The following is a 17,283-nucleotide window of genomic DNA, read 5'->3' on the forward strand; positions in this document are numbered from 1 at the left end:
CGGCATGCCCGCCAGCGACCCTGAATCTGGGGCCTGAACGAGTGGATTCCCTTTTGCCCGCCCAGCGCGGGCTTTTTTACTGACGCCTGTTAAGTCTCCCTCTCGCCTCGTCCCAAGCTTTTTTGCCTTCTAGCGTTTTGGCATCCGCGGCATCTCTGGCGTCTTTGTAGCGTTCCATTGCCTCGGGGGAGTCGGCCGCATGGGTTAGCAGTTCGTAGGCGATGGCATTGAGTCGATCAGCCTCTTGAAACAGTTCATTACTGCGCCCGGTCGCTGCGTACCAATCGGATGTGGTTATGGATCTGGATCTGGATTTCATGTGTCCTCCTATTCGTTTGAGCTGCGCTCTATCGACATGTAGAGCGCTCCCTGCGATGCACTATTTCTCCATTTGCGTCGCTCCGATGTCCTCCCAGGTGACGGCAGTAGTGGCCCGCCACTTTACGTCGGCGATTCCAAATCGTTCTGCCATGGGTTTTGTGAACCGCTTGAGAGGAGGGCGTCCGGGTTTGGGTATCGGAGCAATACCCGCGTCGCAGCTCGCCCACTGCCAAGCCTCTGCGTTGTTCATCAGCTTGGTGCGGATGACAAAAGACTTCGGTCTTCCATGGAGCTTGTACTCAATCACAAAAATATCTACCGAACTCACGAGTTACCGCTCCTTTTTGGCTCATGAGGTAGTGATTTTTGCTGTTAGAGAAAATTCAAAGAATCGTCTGACAATTCCTAAATTGATGATTTTGCTCACATTTAATGTGATTTTATCTATACGTGAACTATTCGTTTGTAGAGGTTTTAGTTTCCATCATGCACACGGAGTCGAGCGCATGGAGTTATTGCCGCGCCTGCTCGACAAGTTCGACAGGCTGGAATTACTGATCGCAGGACTGATCGGCGCCGTCGTTGCGAGCTGGTGGGGGATCAGATGGTCGATGTAGCGACTAGCAAGGGCGTCTGACGGCAGATCAGGGCGCCAATGCCTCTGCTCTGCCATTGCTGTTCAAGCGCAGCGGGTTTGCCGCAGGCAGCAGCGCACCCATCTGTTCCAACTGTCCGGGCGCCATGCTGCCAGGAACGGTTTGTGCCGGCCCTGTGGCATTCATGCCGCACGGCCAGAGCATCAGCAGGATCTCGAGCCGCTGTGCTTGCGCTGGATAATCGTGTGATGGGCCTCAGCCGACTCCTCCAACCGATAACGTGGGAGCGTCAGCGGCCCCAATGCACCTTCCCGGTAGCGCTCGAACAACTCGGATGCCGCGACATCCTGGTTCTTTGGGTTGACGTACTGCGGGGTAGCCGGTTGCTGATAGCGGAAGCTGCGCGCGGCCAACCGCTGGGTATCGGCTGTCATCGCTCCGAATCAAATAACGATGTCATGTTCAGGCTCTCCAAAAAGGTGGGCAGGATCAAACCAGGCGTGCGCCGCCGTCGATGTTGAGTACGGCGCCGTTCATGAAGGTGTTGCACATCAGGAACACCGCTGCCGCGCCTGCCTCTTCTGCTGTGCCGAGGCGATGTAGGGGCAGAACCTGCTCAAGTGAGGCGATAAATGCCTCACGCCCCTCACCCAGTGCCTTGCCGAGAATCGGGTTGTTGATCGGGCCCGGCGACCGCGTGTTGACTCGCACCGGTGCCAGCTCTAGAGCCAGACCGCGCACGCAATGGGCAGCAATGGGCCAAAAGCGGACGATGCATGACAAGACGTTTCTACAATAAATGCTCGCGGAGAAAATCGATGAACGCCATTGTCCGCGCTGAACGTCGACGCTCACGACTGAGCACGGCGCTGACAGGCAGAGCACTGGCCTGATAATTGTCGAGCACGGTACGCACCTTGCCCTGCTTTACGTCAGATGTGAACAACCACTCTGGTGATAGGGAAATACCCAAGCCTGAGAGAACCATTTCACGGATGGCCTCGCTGCTGTTACTGGTGACGTTGCCCTTGATGCTACATTGAGCTCCTGCGCGATGTGCAGGAAGTGCCAACTATCGTAATGCTCGAGCAAGGTGAAACCGATGCAATTGTGTCCTGTCAGCTCCTCGGGCACATCTGGCACGCCGCGCCGAGCCAAGTAGTCGGGCGCGGCGTAAACCCTCCGCGGACTTGTGCCCAGCGGCACTGCCACCAATCCCTCGCTTTTCACCACGCCAATGCGAATCGCCAAGTCGATGTTCTCCTTGAGCAGGTCTTCGTTGTGGTCACTCAGCCGTAGATCGATCCGGACATCGGGATGGCGCTGCAGGAAAGTCCCTATCAACGGCGCGATGCATAACCTCCCGTAGCTGACCGGCGCGGCGACGCGCAGAGGGCCGGCGATCTGCTCCTGACCGCTGGTGAAGTCGCGAGTGGCAGTTTCCAGGTGACCAAGAATTTCCTGGCAATGGTTGTAAAAACGTTGCCCCTGATCGGTCAGGGCCAGATACCGGGTGCTGCGAGCGAACAATGATCCGCCCAGGTACTCCTCCAGCGCGCGCACCTGCTTGCTGACTGCTGGCTGGCCCATATTCAATTCGCGAGCCACCGCGGAAAAAGATCCGCGCTCCACGACGCGAACGAACGTGCGCATGCTATCGAACAGGTCCATCGTCGTTTCGGCCTCCTTCTGGAATAAGTCATATGCCGACTTGGCTTCTTATCGGAATGATGAAAGCGCTGCAATCTGCAGGTGTCAACTCAATCAGAGGTATCCGTCATGACTCACACCATGCTCGCCGCTGTCGCGGAATCCGCTCAGGCCCCTTTGGCTGTCCGCCAAATCGTCCGCCCGGTCCCCGGCCAGGGCCAGGTACTGGTCAGGGTTCACGCCGCCGGGGTCAACCCGCTAGACACCAAAATCGCTGCCGGCGCAGGGGCATGCCCGCCAGACCCTGCCAGCAGTGCTCGGCCTGGACCTCGCAGGTACGGTTGTCGAACTGGGCGGAGCGGTCGAGGGTTTCATCGTTGGTCAGGAAATCTTCGGCATGCCCGGCGGGATCGGCGGCGCCCAGGGCACCATAGCCGAGTACATCGCCGTGGATGCCCGGCTGATCGCTGCCAAGCCACGCGCCCTGAGCATGCGTGAGGCGGCTGCATTGCCTTTGGTATTCATCACTGCATGGGAAGGTCTGGTCGATCATGCCAATGTTCGCGCCGGTCAGCGTGTGCTGATCCATGGCGGCGCCGGTGGCGTCGGCCAAATGGCTGTGCAACTAGCCAAGGCTCGCGGTGCCGACGTCTACGCCACCGGGTCGGCGGCTAGTCTCGACTTCATTCGCTCACTGGGGGCTACGGCGATCGACTATCAGGTACAGAGCGTCGAGGACTATGTCGAGCACTACACGGCTGGTGAAGGTTTCGACATCGTCTACGACACCGTCGGCGGCAGCACACTGGATGCTTCATTCAAGGCCGTGAAAGCTTATACCGGGCACGTGCTGAGTTGCCTGGGTTGGGGCCAGCACAGCTTGGCGCCGTTGTCGTTCAAAAGCGCAACGTATTCGGGCGTCTTCACCCTGGCGCCGCTGCTCACCGGGAAAGGCCGCGAACACCATGGCGCCATTCTGCGCGAAGCCGCCGCGTTAGCCGACGCAGGTCAGCTGACGATTCGCATGGATGAGCACCACTTTGCGCTGCCAGACGTCAACGAGGCCTTTCGCCAGGTCGCCGAAGGCCGTGGCAAGGGCAAGACAGTCATTCAGTTGGTGAGTGAATAGCCTTTGTGATCCCGGGTCCAATCAGCGAAGACGGCCACGAGCATCCGCTTCTGGCCGGATAGCGACGGTCAGAGCTCGACCGTCGCTATGCATATTCAAACCTCGGTCTGTTCCGCCATCTCCAGGGCGTCGTCGACTTCAATTCCCAGATATCGAACGGTGCTCTCCAGCTTCGTATGGCCAAGCAGCAGTTGAACCGCTCGCAGATTCTTCGTTCTGCGATAGATCAGCGATGCCTTCGTACGCCTCATTGTGTGAGTGCCATACATGGCTGGATCAAGGCCAACGGCTTCCACCCAGCCTTTGACGATACGTGCGTATTGACGTGTTGATAGATGGTCTGAGGTATGCAGCTGACTCGGAAAAAGGCAGTCCTCGCTCCGGAGTTGGGCCTGGTGTATCCAGGCCGCGATAGCAAACCGTGTTTGTTCGGTGATCTCGAACTGCACTGGCCGCAGCGTTTTCTGCTGCATCACTATGGCGCGTGATGATACGTGCTCGCCATGGGCGACGTCGCGCACACGAAGCTTGGTTAAGTCGCAGGCCCGAAGCTTGCTGTCGATGGCCAGATCGAAGAGCGCAAGATCACGGGTTCGTTCTGCAATTTGAAGCCTTACCCGGATGGCCCAGATATCTCTCAGTCTGAGTGGAGCTTTCTGCCCGACCAGTTTTCCTTTGTTCCAAGGCTGGCGGCTGTAGGTAGCGAAGGTGTTCATGATTAGTCCTCCACGTGTCGAAGGACAAGGATGGCTGACAAGAAGAGGCTTGCTAACCGGCCAGAAGCGGACGTCCGCAAGCGGCCGCTCGACATAACGCTTGAAAACGCCGCTAATTCACGAGAGCAGAATTAACAACGATTAACTCGTCAATCACCAATCTGCCTTGAATGATTAAGCTTCCCGAGTTGTGGACAGCTTTTATGGCCCATTCCGATCAGAATTTAGTTTCTACGCAAAGTATTGAAAATAGACAGAAAATCAAGGGAGGTTTGACTCGTTGGCGTGAGTGCTTGGTGAAAAAAATGATTCTTGTGCGCCTTAACGAATCAGTTGAAGTGACCGAGCTTGCCAGCGCCTGCTCTCTAACACGAAGTCATTTCTCGCGCGCCTTCAAGCGAACCACAGGCGTATCCCCCCAAGCGTGGATTCGACAACAGCGTATTAGCAAAGCAAAGCAATTGATTCAAGAAACTCGTCTCAGTCTGACGCAAATTAGCCTTGATTGTGGTTTCTCTGATCAGGCGCACTTTTGCACTACCTTCACCCGAAACGAAGGAGTCACGCCATTGGCATGGCGTAGGCATTCCATTCACTTAGCTCCCCCCGCGCGAGCGCCTCACGCTCTATAGGTTCAGGCGTGCTCGCTTTTGTAACGGACTACTTTCGGCCAAAAGCGGACGGTGCATGACAAGACGCTTCTACACTAATTGATAATCTTTTTACGGAATACACTTCAACGGAACTCGTTCAAAGTTAAGCGCTTTATCTCGTGCGGACAGTCTGTAGTTGGCCTGGCATTGCTCCTTTGCCCACCTGATTGTCAGTGTTGCGCTTGAGTCCCGTACCAGAGCCAAAGCTTTGCCGGAAGGATCGGCAATGGCGAGCTGTTTTCCGACATCATTTTCCACAATAGCGCCAAAGGGGAGCCGATTGTTCAGCGCATCAAAGAGCTCGAATTGCACCCGCCGTCCTGTTTGTGAAGGGTAGCGGAGCAGGACAGCGGCACCACGCCTCGGTACGACTTGCTGAGTGGCGTTTTCAATCTCCACGTCAGCGCCTAGGTCTTGCGTGTCCAGACTGACCCAGTTCACTCGGTAGGGTTGCGTGTTGGGTATCACCGCAAACCCATTGCGGCCCGTTTCGGTGCCGCTGTAGCTGCTGATCTTGACGCCGCCCGGTACACCCGGTACTTCGGCGAGGGCGAAGGTTTCGCCCAGAGTTTGCCCCAGGTTGATGCCGCCGGCGTGGGCGACCACCGAGCCGGCGAGGCTCAGGTTCTGCGAGGTGTAGCCACGCCCTTGACTGTAACCGGCATTGACGTCGACAAACGAAGTACGCGAACTGATGCTCGCCGAACCGGACTGCCCGCCGTTGCTGCTGGTGCCCGCCTGCAGGGAGTAGAAGGTGTCGCTGTTTTCCGAGAGATAGCCGTTTACACCCAACTGACTGCTGTCGCTGGATTTTTGCCGGTTGGTCGAGAGAAACGCCCGTGGCGCGCGCGGCGTGGATCCGAGCGGGAATGACAGCGAAAGGTTCATCTGTGTGTCATTGTTGGACGGGCCGTCATTGCCCACGTCCCGGGTCTGAGTGATGCCGAGGTTGTAGGTGACATCGCCCCAGCTGCTGCTGTAGCCGGCGGACAGACTACGTGAGCCGCCACGCCCCCAGTAGCGTTGATCAGTCGCGTTGAGATAGAGACTGCCGAATTGCTGATTTCGGCCTAGGCTCTGGCTGACGGTCAGGTCGGTACGGGTCTTGGAGCTGCCACGGCGTTGCTGCTCGTTGCTTTGATCTTCGACGTGCTCGGTGAGGGTGCGGTAACCCTCGGTCGAATAACGGTAGGCGGCAAGGGTGAAGTTGGTGTCGGTGCCGGTAAAGGTCTTGGCATAGAGCATCCGCACACTGTTGCCGTCGGTGGTCTGGCCGCGCGCCTCGCTGGAGGAGTGGGTCAAGTCGAATGACACCGCGCCATACGCCGTGTTGCGCCCCATGCCCAGCGACATGGCCTTGAACCGGTCGGTGGCCTGCATGCCGAAAACGCCCGTCAGGTTGCTGGTCATGCCATAGGCCAGGGTAGCGCTGACGAACTTCGGTTCGGCCAGCCCCTCGGTATTGCTTTTGTACTGACCGGCCGAAACGCTGTAGTTGACCTGGCCCTTGCGTACCATCACTGGCAGGCTGGAAAACGCCTGGCGGGTTTCATGCCGTGAGCCGTCGGCTTCGATGATCGTTACCTGCAGGTCGCCGTTGGAGCCGCTCGGGTAGATATCGCTGATTTCGAACGGCCCGGACGGCACGTTGGTGCTGTAGAGAATGTAATCGTTCTGGCGGATCTCCACTGTGGCGTTGCTGTGCGCCACCCCACGGATCACCGGCGCATAGCCGCGCTCGCTGTCGGCGCGCATGCCGTCGTCGGAGTCCAGCTTCAGCCCGCGATAGCGCACGCTGTCAAAGAGCTGCGAGTCGGAAAAGATGTCGCCGGCGCTGAACTGTCCCTTCAATGCCGTGACGTCATGCTGCACGTAGCTGCGGTTGCTTTTGAAGGTGTTCGGCTGACCGGTCCGGCTGCTGATGTTCGACTCGTTGCGCAGGCGCCAGGCGCCTAGGTTGATGCCGTTGCGCAAACCCAGGTTGTTGGAGATTGTCGTCGACGCATCGGTGCTGTTTCGGTTACTGCTCAGTTGATAGTTGATGAACGCCGCCGGGACACCCGCGTCCCACAAGGCCGGATCGACGTACCCGCGCATGCCCCGTTGCATGGCGATCTGCGGAATGCTGATGGAAAGCCGCAGGCGGCTGGCGTCATAGTTGACGGTCGCCTGATCGATCAGGGTTGGCAGGTCGTAGCACGTGTCAGGCGCCTGCGGCTTGAGCTGCCCGGACGCCTCGAGACTGCTCATGTTGATGCCCAGCTGCTGCAGCAGGTCCAGCGTCAGGCAGGGCTCGACCCTGCCGGTCTTTTGTGAACGGCGAAAATCGATATCTCGGCGGCCCACCAATACGTCGTTGCTGTACACGTCGACGCGATAGTTGCCCGGCAGAACACGGCTGGCCGAAAGCAACAGGTTCAAATCCACGTTTGATCCGACGCCTTTTAAAAAGGACGTGTTGAACTGGGCGAGTTGATCCTGCTGCGGTGCAACAACGGCATCATCGGCGGTTGCAAGATTCGGCAGACTTACCAGCATGGCCAGATACAGTGCATTGAATCCCGAGTATTTCGGGCAGCCGTGTTTATTCAGCGAAGTGACATCACTGTGCGGGAAGACAGACATACCCAGCCCTATATTGCTACAGAGAACGAAGACTTGATTGATGGTCGGAATCAAGAGGTGAAGCGAGCGTGTTACTGCGCGGCTTTGGCGTTGACGGCGGTATTGCCCGATAACGTCGCGCTGTAACGATCCTGGGCGCCGTAATCATTAATACTTGAGAAGATGAGCGTCGTATAAGTGGAGTGGCTGTTACCTTTGAGCGTCAGGGTCTTGGTTTCCCCCGGCGCGATCATCATTGAGTCGACCGCCAGTTCCCTGTTTTGACCCGACTGCACGGACACCTCTGACATCGAGACGTGATACAGGCTCGGGTTGCTGACTGTCAGCATGGCGTGCCCGTTGCGTTCACCGATCTGCCAACGCAGCTGAGTCGGTGCCAGATACGCCTTACCGGCCAGGCCCGCCGGGCGGAAGAACACCTTGATGCGTTGACGCACCGCCAACTGCAGGGTGTTTTGTGTTTTGGCCGCCTGGGGGATTTCCTGAACGTTCAGCCACACCACCGATTCCTTGTCCGATGGCATGCCGGTGCCTTCGTAGATGATTCGCAGCAACTGCTGCTCATTGGCGAGGATGCGCGCCAGCGGCGGCGTCACCGCGAAAGGCGCCGCCGCCGGCGAGTCATTGTCGATCCAAGACTGGATCAACAGGTCGTCGCCGTTGTTGCGGACCTTGATACTGACTTCCTTGTGATCGCCATCGAATACAACGCGGGTCGCGCTCAGCGAGATACCGGCGTTCGCCTGCGTTGCCATCAGTGCGCAGTGCAGGCCCATACACAGGGAAAGGACGTGTCGTTTAAACATGCGAAATTGCCTGGAAATGAGAAAAAGGCGGGACGCTCGCGCCCCGCACAGTGTCAGCCTGGAGCGCGGTTTATTCGTATTGCAGGGTGAACGGCAGGGTGGCGTCACCACGGCCGGCAACGGCGGTTTTCGGATCGGCAGTGGTCACGTAGGCGGCGGAGAATTTCAGGGTGGCGCTGCCGTCTTGAAGAGTGTTTTCGATTTTGGCGGCGGCCGGCGAGCTCAGGTCGATCTGATCGCCATTGGCGTCGAGCAAGGCAATACCGATGTTTTTCGCAGCGCCAACGCCATCGGTCAGTTTCAGCACTTTAGTACCGGTCACGATGCCTGAGCCGGCGCCCTTGGTCGGTTCGAAGATCATCGCGACCTTGGTGCCGGCGTTGCAGTTGATCTTCATATCGAAGTTTTCTGCACTGAGTCGGCCACTGCCTTTTGGCGCGGCAGCGGTGCCCATGTCCTTGATCGACACTTCACCCATCGGTACCGAAATGGTTTTATTCAGGCCGATATTTTCGACCGAGCATGCGTCGTTGTTGATGACGCCCGTGAAGTTGATGGTGCCGCTGCCCGCTTTGGTCGGTGTGACGGGATCGGCTGCAAAGGATTGTCCGGCAACCGAAAGCATGGACAGTGTCAGCAGCGTCAGCGAAAGATTTTTCATGTCGATATCCATTAGATCGTGAATGAGTTGTGTTGGAGAACACGATCCGGAATATAAGACTGAGGGGGTAACACCTGACATCAGACGATTCCTAGAACAACTTTCTGACAAGTTGTTAAACCAGGCGAGTTATTGAAAAACCTTGTTCTCCAGGCAATACGTCAACAGATCCTGATCACTGGACACTTCAAGTTTGCGCATCGCCGAGATTTTTTGCGTGCTGATGGTTTTTGCACTTCTGGACAGGCTTCGTGCTATCGCGGTGACGCTTTGTCCCGCGACAAACATGCGCAGGATTTCAAATTCCTTGGGTGAGAGCCGAGACAGCCTCTCGTCCAGCGCCAGGTTCGATTCCATGACGCTGACAGGTTCAGGCACCGCACTTTTGAAGGTGCGCCCGCCGGCGATCGAATTCAGGGCCCGCTGTATGTCGTCGTGCAGCTGGTTTTTCTGAATCACGCCGACCACCCCCAGTTCATGCAAGCGCGTCAGGATCAACGGGCTGGAAATCATGGTCAGCACGAGAATCTTCACGTCAGGGAAATGCCGCCCCAGGTACTCCACCAGTTTGAGGCCGTCGCCATAGGGCGAATCGGCAGGCATGTTGAAATCGGTGATGACCAGATCAACCGGCTTTTGCTGCAACAATTCGATCAGCTCATTGGAGCAGACCGCCTCGCCGACGACGTGAAATCGGTCATCGCGTTCGATCAGCTCACGTACACCCAGTAAAACGATGGGGTGATCATCCGCGATCACGACGTTGAGTGTGGCCATGTTCGACTATCCCTGATGTGTTATTGAATTCAATCGGGTTACGCCAGAGCATCGAGCATCGTGGTCAGGCGCTCCAGCGTAACGTTGATATCGCGGGCCAGGTCAGGCGTGACGCACTGGCCGTGCAATCGGCTCTCCAACTGCACGCACGTCTGCGCGAGGCCGCTCGCCTGCACGGCGCCCAGTGCGCCGGCCATGCCGTGCAACTGCTGGGCGAGTCCGTGCGCATCGTCGTTGTGCAGCAAGGCGCGTACTGTCTCGATGTCTTGCTGCAGGGTGCTGAAAAACAGGGCGCGCATTTTCGGCGACAGCTGCAGGGGCTGCTCCGGCGCTGGCGAATCGGGCACCGCTGCCGGCGCATCGAGTGGCAACGGCTCGGCGATTTTGCAGTGTTTGAGCAATTGCGATCGCAGCGTGTGCAGGTTCAGCGGCTTGACCAGCCAGGCGTTCATGCCCACGGCGGCGCAGCGTTCACCCTCGTCGCGCAAGGCGTTGGCGGTGACGCCGATGATCGGCAATTGCGGGTCGTTGCTGCGCAGCGCCTTGGCCAGTTCATAGCCGTTCATGACCGGCATGTTGACGTCGGTCAGCACAAGATCGAACACGTCCGGCAGCCATTGGTGCAGCGCCTGTTCGCCGTCGGCCGCCGCCACCACCGAACAGCCCAGCGCTTCGAGTTGTTCCTTGATGATTGCCCGATTGATCGGATTGTCTTCGGCAATCAGGATATTCAGCTCCAGGCGTCGTGCGGGCGTCTTTAGCGCCGGACCACGTTGCGAATCGGCGCCTTGTCGAGCGTAGTGGACAGCCCAGGCGACGGCGCGAACATCGTGGGCATCGACACGCCAGCCGTCGGCGGTGAACGCCGGCGGATTGGGACCGTCGGCCATGGCCACGACGCGAGGACCGGGCCAGCGCGATGCCTCGCCGGTCGGCATCACATCCAGCAACAGCGCCGCGGAGCAGGGCACGTGGTGGTTGTCGGGATGGATGATCTGCGCGTCCTGTCCGAGGCGCGTCAGCCAGTCGCAGAAATGCTGCGCCAGTTCCGGCGCCTGCGCCCGAACGTAGAGTGTCGGCGCCTGCGCGACGAACGCCGGGCAATCGGTCAGCTCACCTTCCACGCAGGCCAGCCCCAGTTGCAACGAGAAACTGCTGCCCAGCCCCGGTTCACTGACGACTTTAAGTTGCCCATCCATCAACTCGCACAACCACCAGCAAATGGCCAGGCCCAGGCCCGCACCGGCTTCGCTGGAGGCATCGCGCACCTGATAGAACGGGTCGAACAGTTGCACCTGCTGCGCCTGTGAAATGCCGATCCCGGAATCGCTGACCTGCCACTGCACCTGTGCAACGCCGGATTTGTGATCCACCACCCTGGCCCGCAGCACCACGCGCCCGTTGTCGGTGAACTTGATCGCGTTGCTCAACAGGTTATTGAGAATCTGGCGGATGCGCAGCGGGTCGCCTCGTACCCGGTCGGGGAGGGCCGGGTCGATGCAGGCGTAAAGCTGCAAGCCCTTGGCCTGGGCAAAAGCGCTGTAGGCGCGCAGCGAGTCCTCGGTCAGCTCCAGCGGGCAGAAGTCCTTGGCTTCGATGGTCATTTGCCCGGATTCGATTTTGGAGACGTCGAGCACGTCGCTGATCAACTGGAACAAGGTCGTCGACGAGCGCTGGATCGTGCGTAGGTATTCTTGCTGGCGGGGGCCCAGTTCGGTCAGCCCCAGCAATTCGAGCGTGCCCAGCACACCGTACAGCGGCGTGCGGATCTCATGGCTCATGGTGGCCAGAAAGCGGGTTTTCGCTTCGTTGGCCGAGTCCGCGGCACGTCGGGCGCTTTCCAGGGCGGCTGCGTCATCGATGTGTCGGGTGACGTCATGGAAGGCGCAGATCCACACGTCCTGGCCGCGGTAACGGGCGTCGACCCACCCGACGTGGTAATGCCGTTCTTCAACCTGCAGATCGGTCTCGCCGGCGCGGGTCAGCGGCCGCTTGTGATTGAGGGCGCGAATCAGCCGGTCGCTGCGCGGCCATTGCTGCATGCAGCGGTTTTCCAGGAGGATTTCATGATCGCTGCGCCGTACCACGCACAGGCCGGTCGGCGCGGTGTCGATGATTGCCCGGCTGAACACTTCGCTTTCGGCGATGTGTTCGTGAGCCTGATGTGCGGGAATGACCACGCGGGTCTTGTACCAGCGATTGAATGTCCAGCTGCCGCCGATGGCGGCAAGCATCAGCATCAGCAGACCGATCAGCGGCCACCAGGCGTAGTCGATGAAGTTGGTGAAGCCGACGATATACACCGCCGTCCACGGTTGCGCGCCAGCGCTGGAAATCTTGAAGACCAGCCCGTCGAGCCGAACATTGAGCCCGTCACGCAAGTCCGCTCCGGGCGGTTCGGCACCCAACAGCAAGGTCCCATTGGGCGCAGTCAGGGTGAAGCTGTCGTAGATCGACCACTCCATGATCCGCTCGATGTCGTTGATCTGCGACAGATTCAGCAACGACGCGACCACGACCCAGGAACTGGCGCCGCCGATGTTCAGTTGGCTCGGCGGCAAATCGACATTGACGTACGCCAGCACCGAGCGGGGCTCGGAACCCTCGGTCGGGGCGTCGTAGCGCACCCAGTGGACCTCATTGTCCAGAGGTCGGGGGTTGGCGTCGTGCAACGTCTGCAGGACGTGCGCCATGACCTGGCCGAAGGTGCCGCCCTGGATTTGTCCGACCCCGCGCAGTTTCCCGGCAGCCGGTACGGCGATATCGAAATTGTCCGGGACGTTGAACAGAAACACCTGCGGCGACTGATAGTGCGAGGCCGACCAAAACGAGCTGTAGTAACTGGCCAGATGGGCGCCCAACGCGAAAACGCCTCCTCGCGCTTGAGTGTCGATGGCCGCCGGGTTGATCTTCACGCTGAACGGCAGGGAAAAGGAGTGCTCTTGAGCCTTGTAGATATCGGCTCCCTCCTTCAACAGCGGCGTTTGCTGGAACAACTGCAAATGGGTGTCCAGCGGGACGCCCTTATCGGCCTCACGAACGATGGCGCTGAGGAAAACATCCTGTTCGCCGATGTTTTCCATCAGCCGCGCAAAGTGGAACTGCACGGCATCGCGCTGCTCTGTGACCATGCGGTGCAAACCCCACGCACTGAGACCAATCAGCAGCGACGCCAACCCGCAGAGCACCACCAGCCCCGTGTTTATCCGCAACGAGCTGCTGGTCAGTTTCTCCAGATGAGTGTTTGGTTGAGTCATAAAGCGAGCCTGCTGAGAATGCCGGGATAAGCGTTGAGCACCGGTGGCTGTGCAAAGCCGGGTGATCAATCCGTCAAGGCGGGACCGTCCCGCGTCAGCAATTGCTGAAAGTCCTGGGACGACACGGCATGGGAAATGATGAAGCCCTGCACTTGAGTGCAGTTGATCTTACGCAAGACTGCCAGTTCTTGTGCGGTTTCGACGCCTTCGGCCACTACGGTCAGGCCCAATTGTCGGCCCAGGGTGACGATACTGGTCAGCGCCTGGGCCAATTCCTCGTTGTCGTTACAGCCTTGTACCAGCGCACGATCGATCTTCAACTCGGTGAACGGCGTCGAGACCAGGTTCATGTAGGAGCTGTAGCCCTGACCGAAGTCATCCTGGGAGAGACCGAAGCCTTTCATGCGCAGGCGGCAGGCGCCGGCGTAGAAATTACTGATGTCCTCGGGCATCGAGCATTCCATCAGCTCAAAACAGATCATCGCCGGCACCCCGTGGTGCTCGAGCACAAAGGCAAGAATGCGATCGGCCAGGTCGGGGCTGTTTAGCAAATGGGTCGGCAGGTTGATCGACACCGGAATCACGTATCCCTGAGTGCGCCACTGCGCCTGGGCCTTGATCGCTTGCCCGAGAATTAGCCAGAGCAGGCCTTCCTCCAGATTGAACGCCTTGAAGGCCGGCAGGAACATGCCCGGGAGCAAGACGCCCTGTTCGGGATGAAGCCAGCGCACCAGCGCTTCGGCGGCGACGATGCGCCCGTTGGCCAGCGACTTCTTCGGTTGAAACCATGCCTGCAGCTCGCCGTTTTCCAGCGCCTCGACAATCGACGGATGATCGATGCGCGGGCCGGAGAGGGGCAGGGTGGTCTGGCGCAGACTGCCCAATTGATCGGTCAGGTTGCGCAGCGCCGCGGCCTTGACCGGTTTGGAAATCAGGCCGATGACGTTGACGCCCAGATTGCGCGCAGCCAGGCTGGCACTGGTCAGCATGCGTCTTGAGGCGGCGCTCATGATTGCCAGCGCCGGGCGCGACCCCGAGGCGGCGAGACCCTGAATGAACTGTACGCCGTCCATGCCCGGCATCAACAGATCGGTGAGCACCAGGTCGAAGTCCTGCCTTTTCAGGCAGTCGAGCGCCGCGCGACCTTCCTCGGCGAATTGCACATCGAACGGGCCCAGCTCGCAGAACAGGTTCTGCAAGTACAGTTGCTGAAACGGGTGGTCTTCAACGACCAGAATGCTCAAGGGTTTCATGACGGAATTCTTTGGTAAGGCGCCAGTTGGTTGTACAAGGCCTGCAGCGTGAAGGGTTTGACCAGGCAATCGTTCATCCCGGCTTCGAGGCACAGGGCTTTTTCGCCGCGCATGGCATTGGCGGTCGCGCCGATGATCGGCGCCGTGCAGCCCAGGCGCCGCAACTCACGTGCCAGTTCGTAGCCGTTTTTCTCCGGCATGTTGACGTCGCTCAGGATCACGTCGAAGTGGCCTTTGCGCCACAGTGCCAGCGCTTCTTCGCCATTGCTTGCCAGCGCTGCGGTGCAGCCCAGTTCCTGCAACTGGTCATGCAGGATCAATTGGTTGATCACGTTGTCTTCGGCAACCAGCACATGCAGATGCAAGGTTTTCAGTGGTCGCTTCGGGGCTTGAACTTCGGGGCGATTGACCGACACGCCCTGGGCGCGGCTGACCGCTTGATGGATCGCTTGCAGGTGATTGAGGTTGACCACCCAGCCCTCGGCCCCCCATTGCGGGTCGTTGTAACCGTCCGCGGTGGCGATCACCCGGGCGCCGTTCCACTCGGCATCCAGGCACTGATCGAATGCCCCGGGGTGAAGTTCAAGCAACACGCTGCCGGGGCTGATGGCTGCCTTTGAAGGTCGGTCAAGCTGGGGGCGAGCGCCCCATCGGCGCAACCAGCCATTCATGGACTGCGCCAGTTCGCGGATCGGCGACACCACGTAGACGACTCTCGGCAGAAGAGGGGGGAAGCTGGTCGGCAACATCGGCGTCGAAGGCTCTTCAAGCGAAAGGGTCAGCGAAAAACTGCTGCCCAGGCCAGGCTCACTGACCACGCGAATACTGCCGTTCATCAAATGCGTCAGACGCTGACAGATCGGCAGCCCCAACCCGGTCCCCGCGATGACGTTGGTGTGGCCGCGGCTCTGGTAGAAAGGCTCGAAGATGCGCAGTTGGTCTTCTTGGGTGATGCCTCTGCCCGTGTCCGATACCTGCCAGAACAGGCTGACCCGTTCTGCGTCGCGGCCCAGGGGTATCACCCGCAGCACAATGCGCCCGGTGTCGGTGAATTTGACCGCGTTGTTCAACAGGTTGTAGAGGATCTGCCGGATCCTGGACACGTCGCCGATCACCCGTTCCGGCAGCTTCGGATCCATGACGGCGTACAGGTCCAGCCCTTTGCCATGGGCCGCCGCGGCGTAGCCCTGAATCACTTCATGAACGAGTTCGTGCAGGCAAAACTCACTGAGCTCAAGCGCCAGTTGCCCAGCTTCGATCTTGGACACATCCAGCACGTCGCAGATCAGCTGCAACAGCGTCGCCGACGAGCCTTCGATGGTGCGCAGGTAGTCGGTTTGTTGCGCGTCCAGATCGGTGCGCGCCAATAATTCCAAGGTGCCGAGGACGCCATACAATGGCGTGCGAATTTCGTGGCTCATGGTGGCGAGAAACAGAGTCTTGGCTTCGTTGGCGGCGTCGGCTAACTGCCGCGCCTGCTCCAGCGCCTCTTCGATTTGTGTGCGAGTGCTGATGTCGCTGAAAGCGCAGAGCAACACGTCTTCGCCCTTGTAGCGGGTTGGCGCGCAACTGAGGTACAAGTGACGCCCGTCGGCGGTTTCGAAATAATCGGTGACCTGCGGATCCGGCGCATCGAAGGCCTGATGGATCCAGCGCGGACTGAGTCGCTCCCGTTCACCACCCGGCCCCAACCATTGTTGCGACAAGGTGTTTTCCAGGACCACCTGGCCGCTGGTGCGCCGTAACACGCACAGGGCCACCGGTGCCGTCTGAATCACATCACTGCTGAACAGTTCGCTTTCCACCAGCGCCTGAATGCGGCTGATGGTCGGGGCGATAAAGCGATATTCCAGACGCCGGATCAACAGCCACACCAAGCTGATACTGAACAGGCAAAAGAGCAGAGCGCCGAGCAGTCGTGGCCATAGCGCGAGCACGACGTCACGCAGGTCGATCGAGTAGACCAATTGCCAGTCCGAGGATTTCAGTTGTTTGCGCATCACCAGATGATCGGGCAGCCAGCCTCCACCGACGAAGCCGAAAAAATTCTGTCGCTGGATCTGCAGCAGGTTTTGACCGAGCTGCGCCGGCTCACTGTTGCTGAACACCAGCATGCCGTCGGCGTTGAACATCATGAACTGCCCGGCGCTTTGATCATCCAGAGCGCCCGACACTTCGCGACCGTCCATTTCCAGACCGAGCCAGCCTGAGGCGGCGTCACGGGTATCCAGGCGAACGAACATGTACAACTGGGAATGGCTGGCCGAATGGTGCGTCAGCCAGAGTTCACCCCGCGTGGCGGTGTGGTCGCTGATCAGGGTATGCAAACGCGCCAGCATTGCCGGCGGGAAATCCGCGACCGTCGACGTGGCGGTATACAGGCGTTGGACCTGCACCTCGTCGCCACTGTTGACGTAGAGCAGGTTGACCTGCTTGTTGACGAGGTACTGCTTGATGCGCTCGGTCAGCCAAATACTCCACTGTTTGCCACGTTGGGAGCCCAGGGCTATATGCACTTCCTCGGGCGATACTTGCGGTTTGACACCGTGGGGCTTGCGGATGGCCGACAGGCTGAGGCTTTCGAGCAGCGCCTCACGGGTGGTGAAAAACGTGTGCGCTTCGGCAATGGCGCTGCTCATGTGGCTGCGGCGGCGTGATACCTCGGCGTTGAAGGTCAGCAACAGAAAACTGTAGACGCCACTGAGAATGCCGATGAGCAACACCAGCCCGAAAATACGCAGCAGGCGCCGCGCGGCATTCGGCGTCGACAGCAGCGGATTGATCTGGTGCAGGTAGTTCTTAAGTTTCATCCGGCCACCCTAGCGGGGCAGCGTAGAGG

The 17,283-nt window shown here is 59.2% G+C and carries 13 protein-coding genes and 2 pseudogenes; 2 read left to right on the forward strand and 13 right to left on the reverse strand.

Going from position 1 to position 17,283, the window contains the following annotated elements; all coding sequences use genetic code 11:
• Nucleotides 1-76 precede the first annotated feature (76 nt).
• The 5 genes and pseudogenes from CAF77_RS05195 to CAF77_RS05220 form a co-directional block, all read right to left on the reverse strand.
• The gene (locus tag CAF77_RS05195; RefSeq protein ID WP_085654121.1) at nt 77-319 is read right to left on the reverse strand and encodes a hypothetical protein; all 243 of its coding nucleotides are present in this window, start codon (nt 317-319) and stop codon (nt 77-79) included.
• Nucleotides 320-379: 60 nt separating this feature from the next.
• Nucleotides 380-649 (reverse strand): DUF6555 family protein, encoded by a 270-nt coding sequence (locus tag CAF77_RS29470; RefSeq protein WP_085654122.1) that lies wholly within the window; start codon nt 647-649, stop codon nt 380-382.
• Nucleotides 650-1,120: 471 nt separating this feature from the next.
• Complete coding sequence (locus CAF77_RS05210; protein ID WP_176243894.1) at nt 1,121-1,351, reverse strand: hypothetical protein; 231 nt, start codon at nt 1,349-1,351, stop codon at nt 1,121-1,123.
• A 55-nt stretch (nt 1,352-1,406) separates the two neighbouring features.
• Nucleotides 1,407-1,700, reverse strand: coding sequence for an SDR family oxidoreductase (locus CAF77_RS05215; RefSeq protein ID WP_256576115.1), 294 nt, complete (start codon nt 1,698-1,700; stop codon nt 1,407-1,409).
• 7 nt (nt 1,701-1,707) lie between these two features.
• A pseudogene (locus CAF77_RS05220) lies at nt 1,708-2,588 on the reverse strand (LysR family transcriptional regulator).
• 108 nt (nt 2,589-2,696) lie between these two features.
• On the opposite strand from CAF77_RS05220, the pseudogene CAF77_RS05225 reads away from it, so the two are divergent.
• Nucleotides 2,697-3,696: pseudogene (locus tag CAF77_RS05225) on the forward strand (zinc-dependent alcohol dehydrogenase family protein).
• Between the two features lie 95 nt (nt 3,697-3,791).
• On the opposite strand, the gene CAF77_RS05230 reads toward CAF77_RS05225, so the two are convergent.
• Nucleotides 3,792-4,412: a tyrosine-type recombinase/integrase gene (locus tag CAF77_RS05230; RefSeq protein ID WP_085654123.1), complete on the reverse strand. Its 621-nt coding sequence runs from the start codon at nt 4,410-4,412 to the stop codon at nt 3,792-3,794.
• Between the two features lie 203 nt (nt 4,413-4,615).
• Between CAF77_RS05230 and CAF77_RS05235 the strand changes: the two genes are divergently transcribed.
• Nucleotides 4,616-5,044, forward strand: coding sequence for a helix-turn-helix transcriptional regulator (locus CAF77_RS05235; protein WP_085654201.1), 429 nt, complete (start codon nt 4,616-4,618; stop codon nt 5,042-5,044).
• A 90-nt stretch (nt 5,045-5,134) separates the two neighbouring features.
• Here CAF77_RS05235 and CAF77_RS05240 read toward each other — a convergent pair whose 3' ends face one another.
• From CAF77_RS05240 to CAF77_RS05270, 7 genes are all read right to left on the reverse strand, one after another.
• On the reverse strand, nt 5,135-7,696 hold the full coding sequence (locus CAF77_RS05240) for a fimbria/pilus outer membrane usher protein (RefSeq protein ID WP_371915534.1): 2,562 nt from the start codon (nt 7,694-7,696) through the stop codon (nt 5,135-5,137).
• A 65-nt stretch (nt 7,697-7,761) separates the two neighbouring features.
• Nucleotides 7,762-8,496, reverse strand: coding sequence for a molecular chaperone (locus CAF77_RS05245; protein WP_085654124.1), 735 nt, complete (start codon nt 8,494-8,496; stop codon nt 7,762-7,764).
• A 70-nt stretch (nt 8,497-8,566) separates the two neighbouring features.
• Nucleotides 8,567-9,157 carry a fimbrial protein gene (locus tag CAF77_RS05250; protein ID WP_085654125.1) on the reverse strand — a complete coding sequence of 197 codons (591 nt, stop codon included), beginning with the start codon at nt 9,155-9,157 and terminating at the stop codon, nt 8,567-8,569.
• Nucleotides 9,158-9,286: 129 nt separating this feature from the next.
• Nucleotides 9,287-9,934, reverse strand: a complete 648-nt coding sequence (locus CAF77_RS05255) for a response regulator (protein WP_085654126.1) — start codon at nt 9,932-9,934, stop codon at nt 9,287-9,289.
• 38 nt (nt 9,935-9,972) lie between these two features.
• A complete protein-coding gene (locus tag CAF77_RS05260; RefSeq protein WP_085654127.1) occupies nt 9,973-13,191 on the reverse strand; it encodes a hybrid sensor histidine kinase/response regulator in 3,219 nt (1,072 codons plus the stop codon).
• A gap of 65 nt (nt 13,192-13,256) precedes the next feature.
• Complete coding sequence (locus CAF77_RS05265; RefSeq protein ID WP_085654128.1) at nt 13,257-14,444, reverse strand: EAL domain-containing protein; 1,188 nt, start codon at nt 14,442-14,444, stop codon at nt 13,257-13,259.
• Complete coding sequence (locus tag CAF77_RS05270) at nt 14,441-17,254, reverse strand: ATP-binding protein (protein ID WP_085654129.1); 2,814 nt, start codon at nt 17,252-17,254, stop codon at nt 14,441-14,443. Before CAF77_RS05270 ends, CAF77_RS05265 begins: the two co-directional genes overlap by 4 nt.
• Nucleotides 17,255-17,283: the final 29 nt, after the last annotated feature.

This window comes from Pseudomonas sp. R15(2017) (genome assembly GCF_002112685.1).
Classification (GTDB): domain Bacteria; phylum Pseudomonadota; class Gammaproteobacteria; order Pseudomonadales; family Pseudomonadaceae; genus Aquipseudomonas; species Aquipseudomonas glycinae.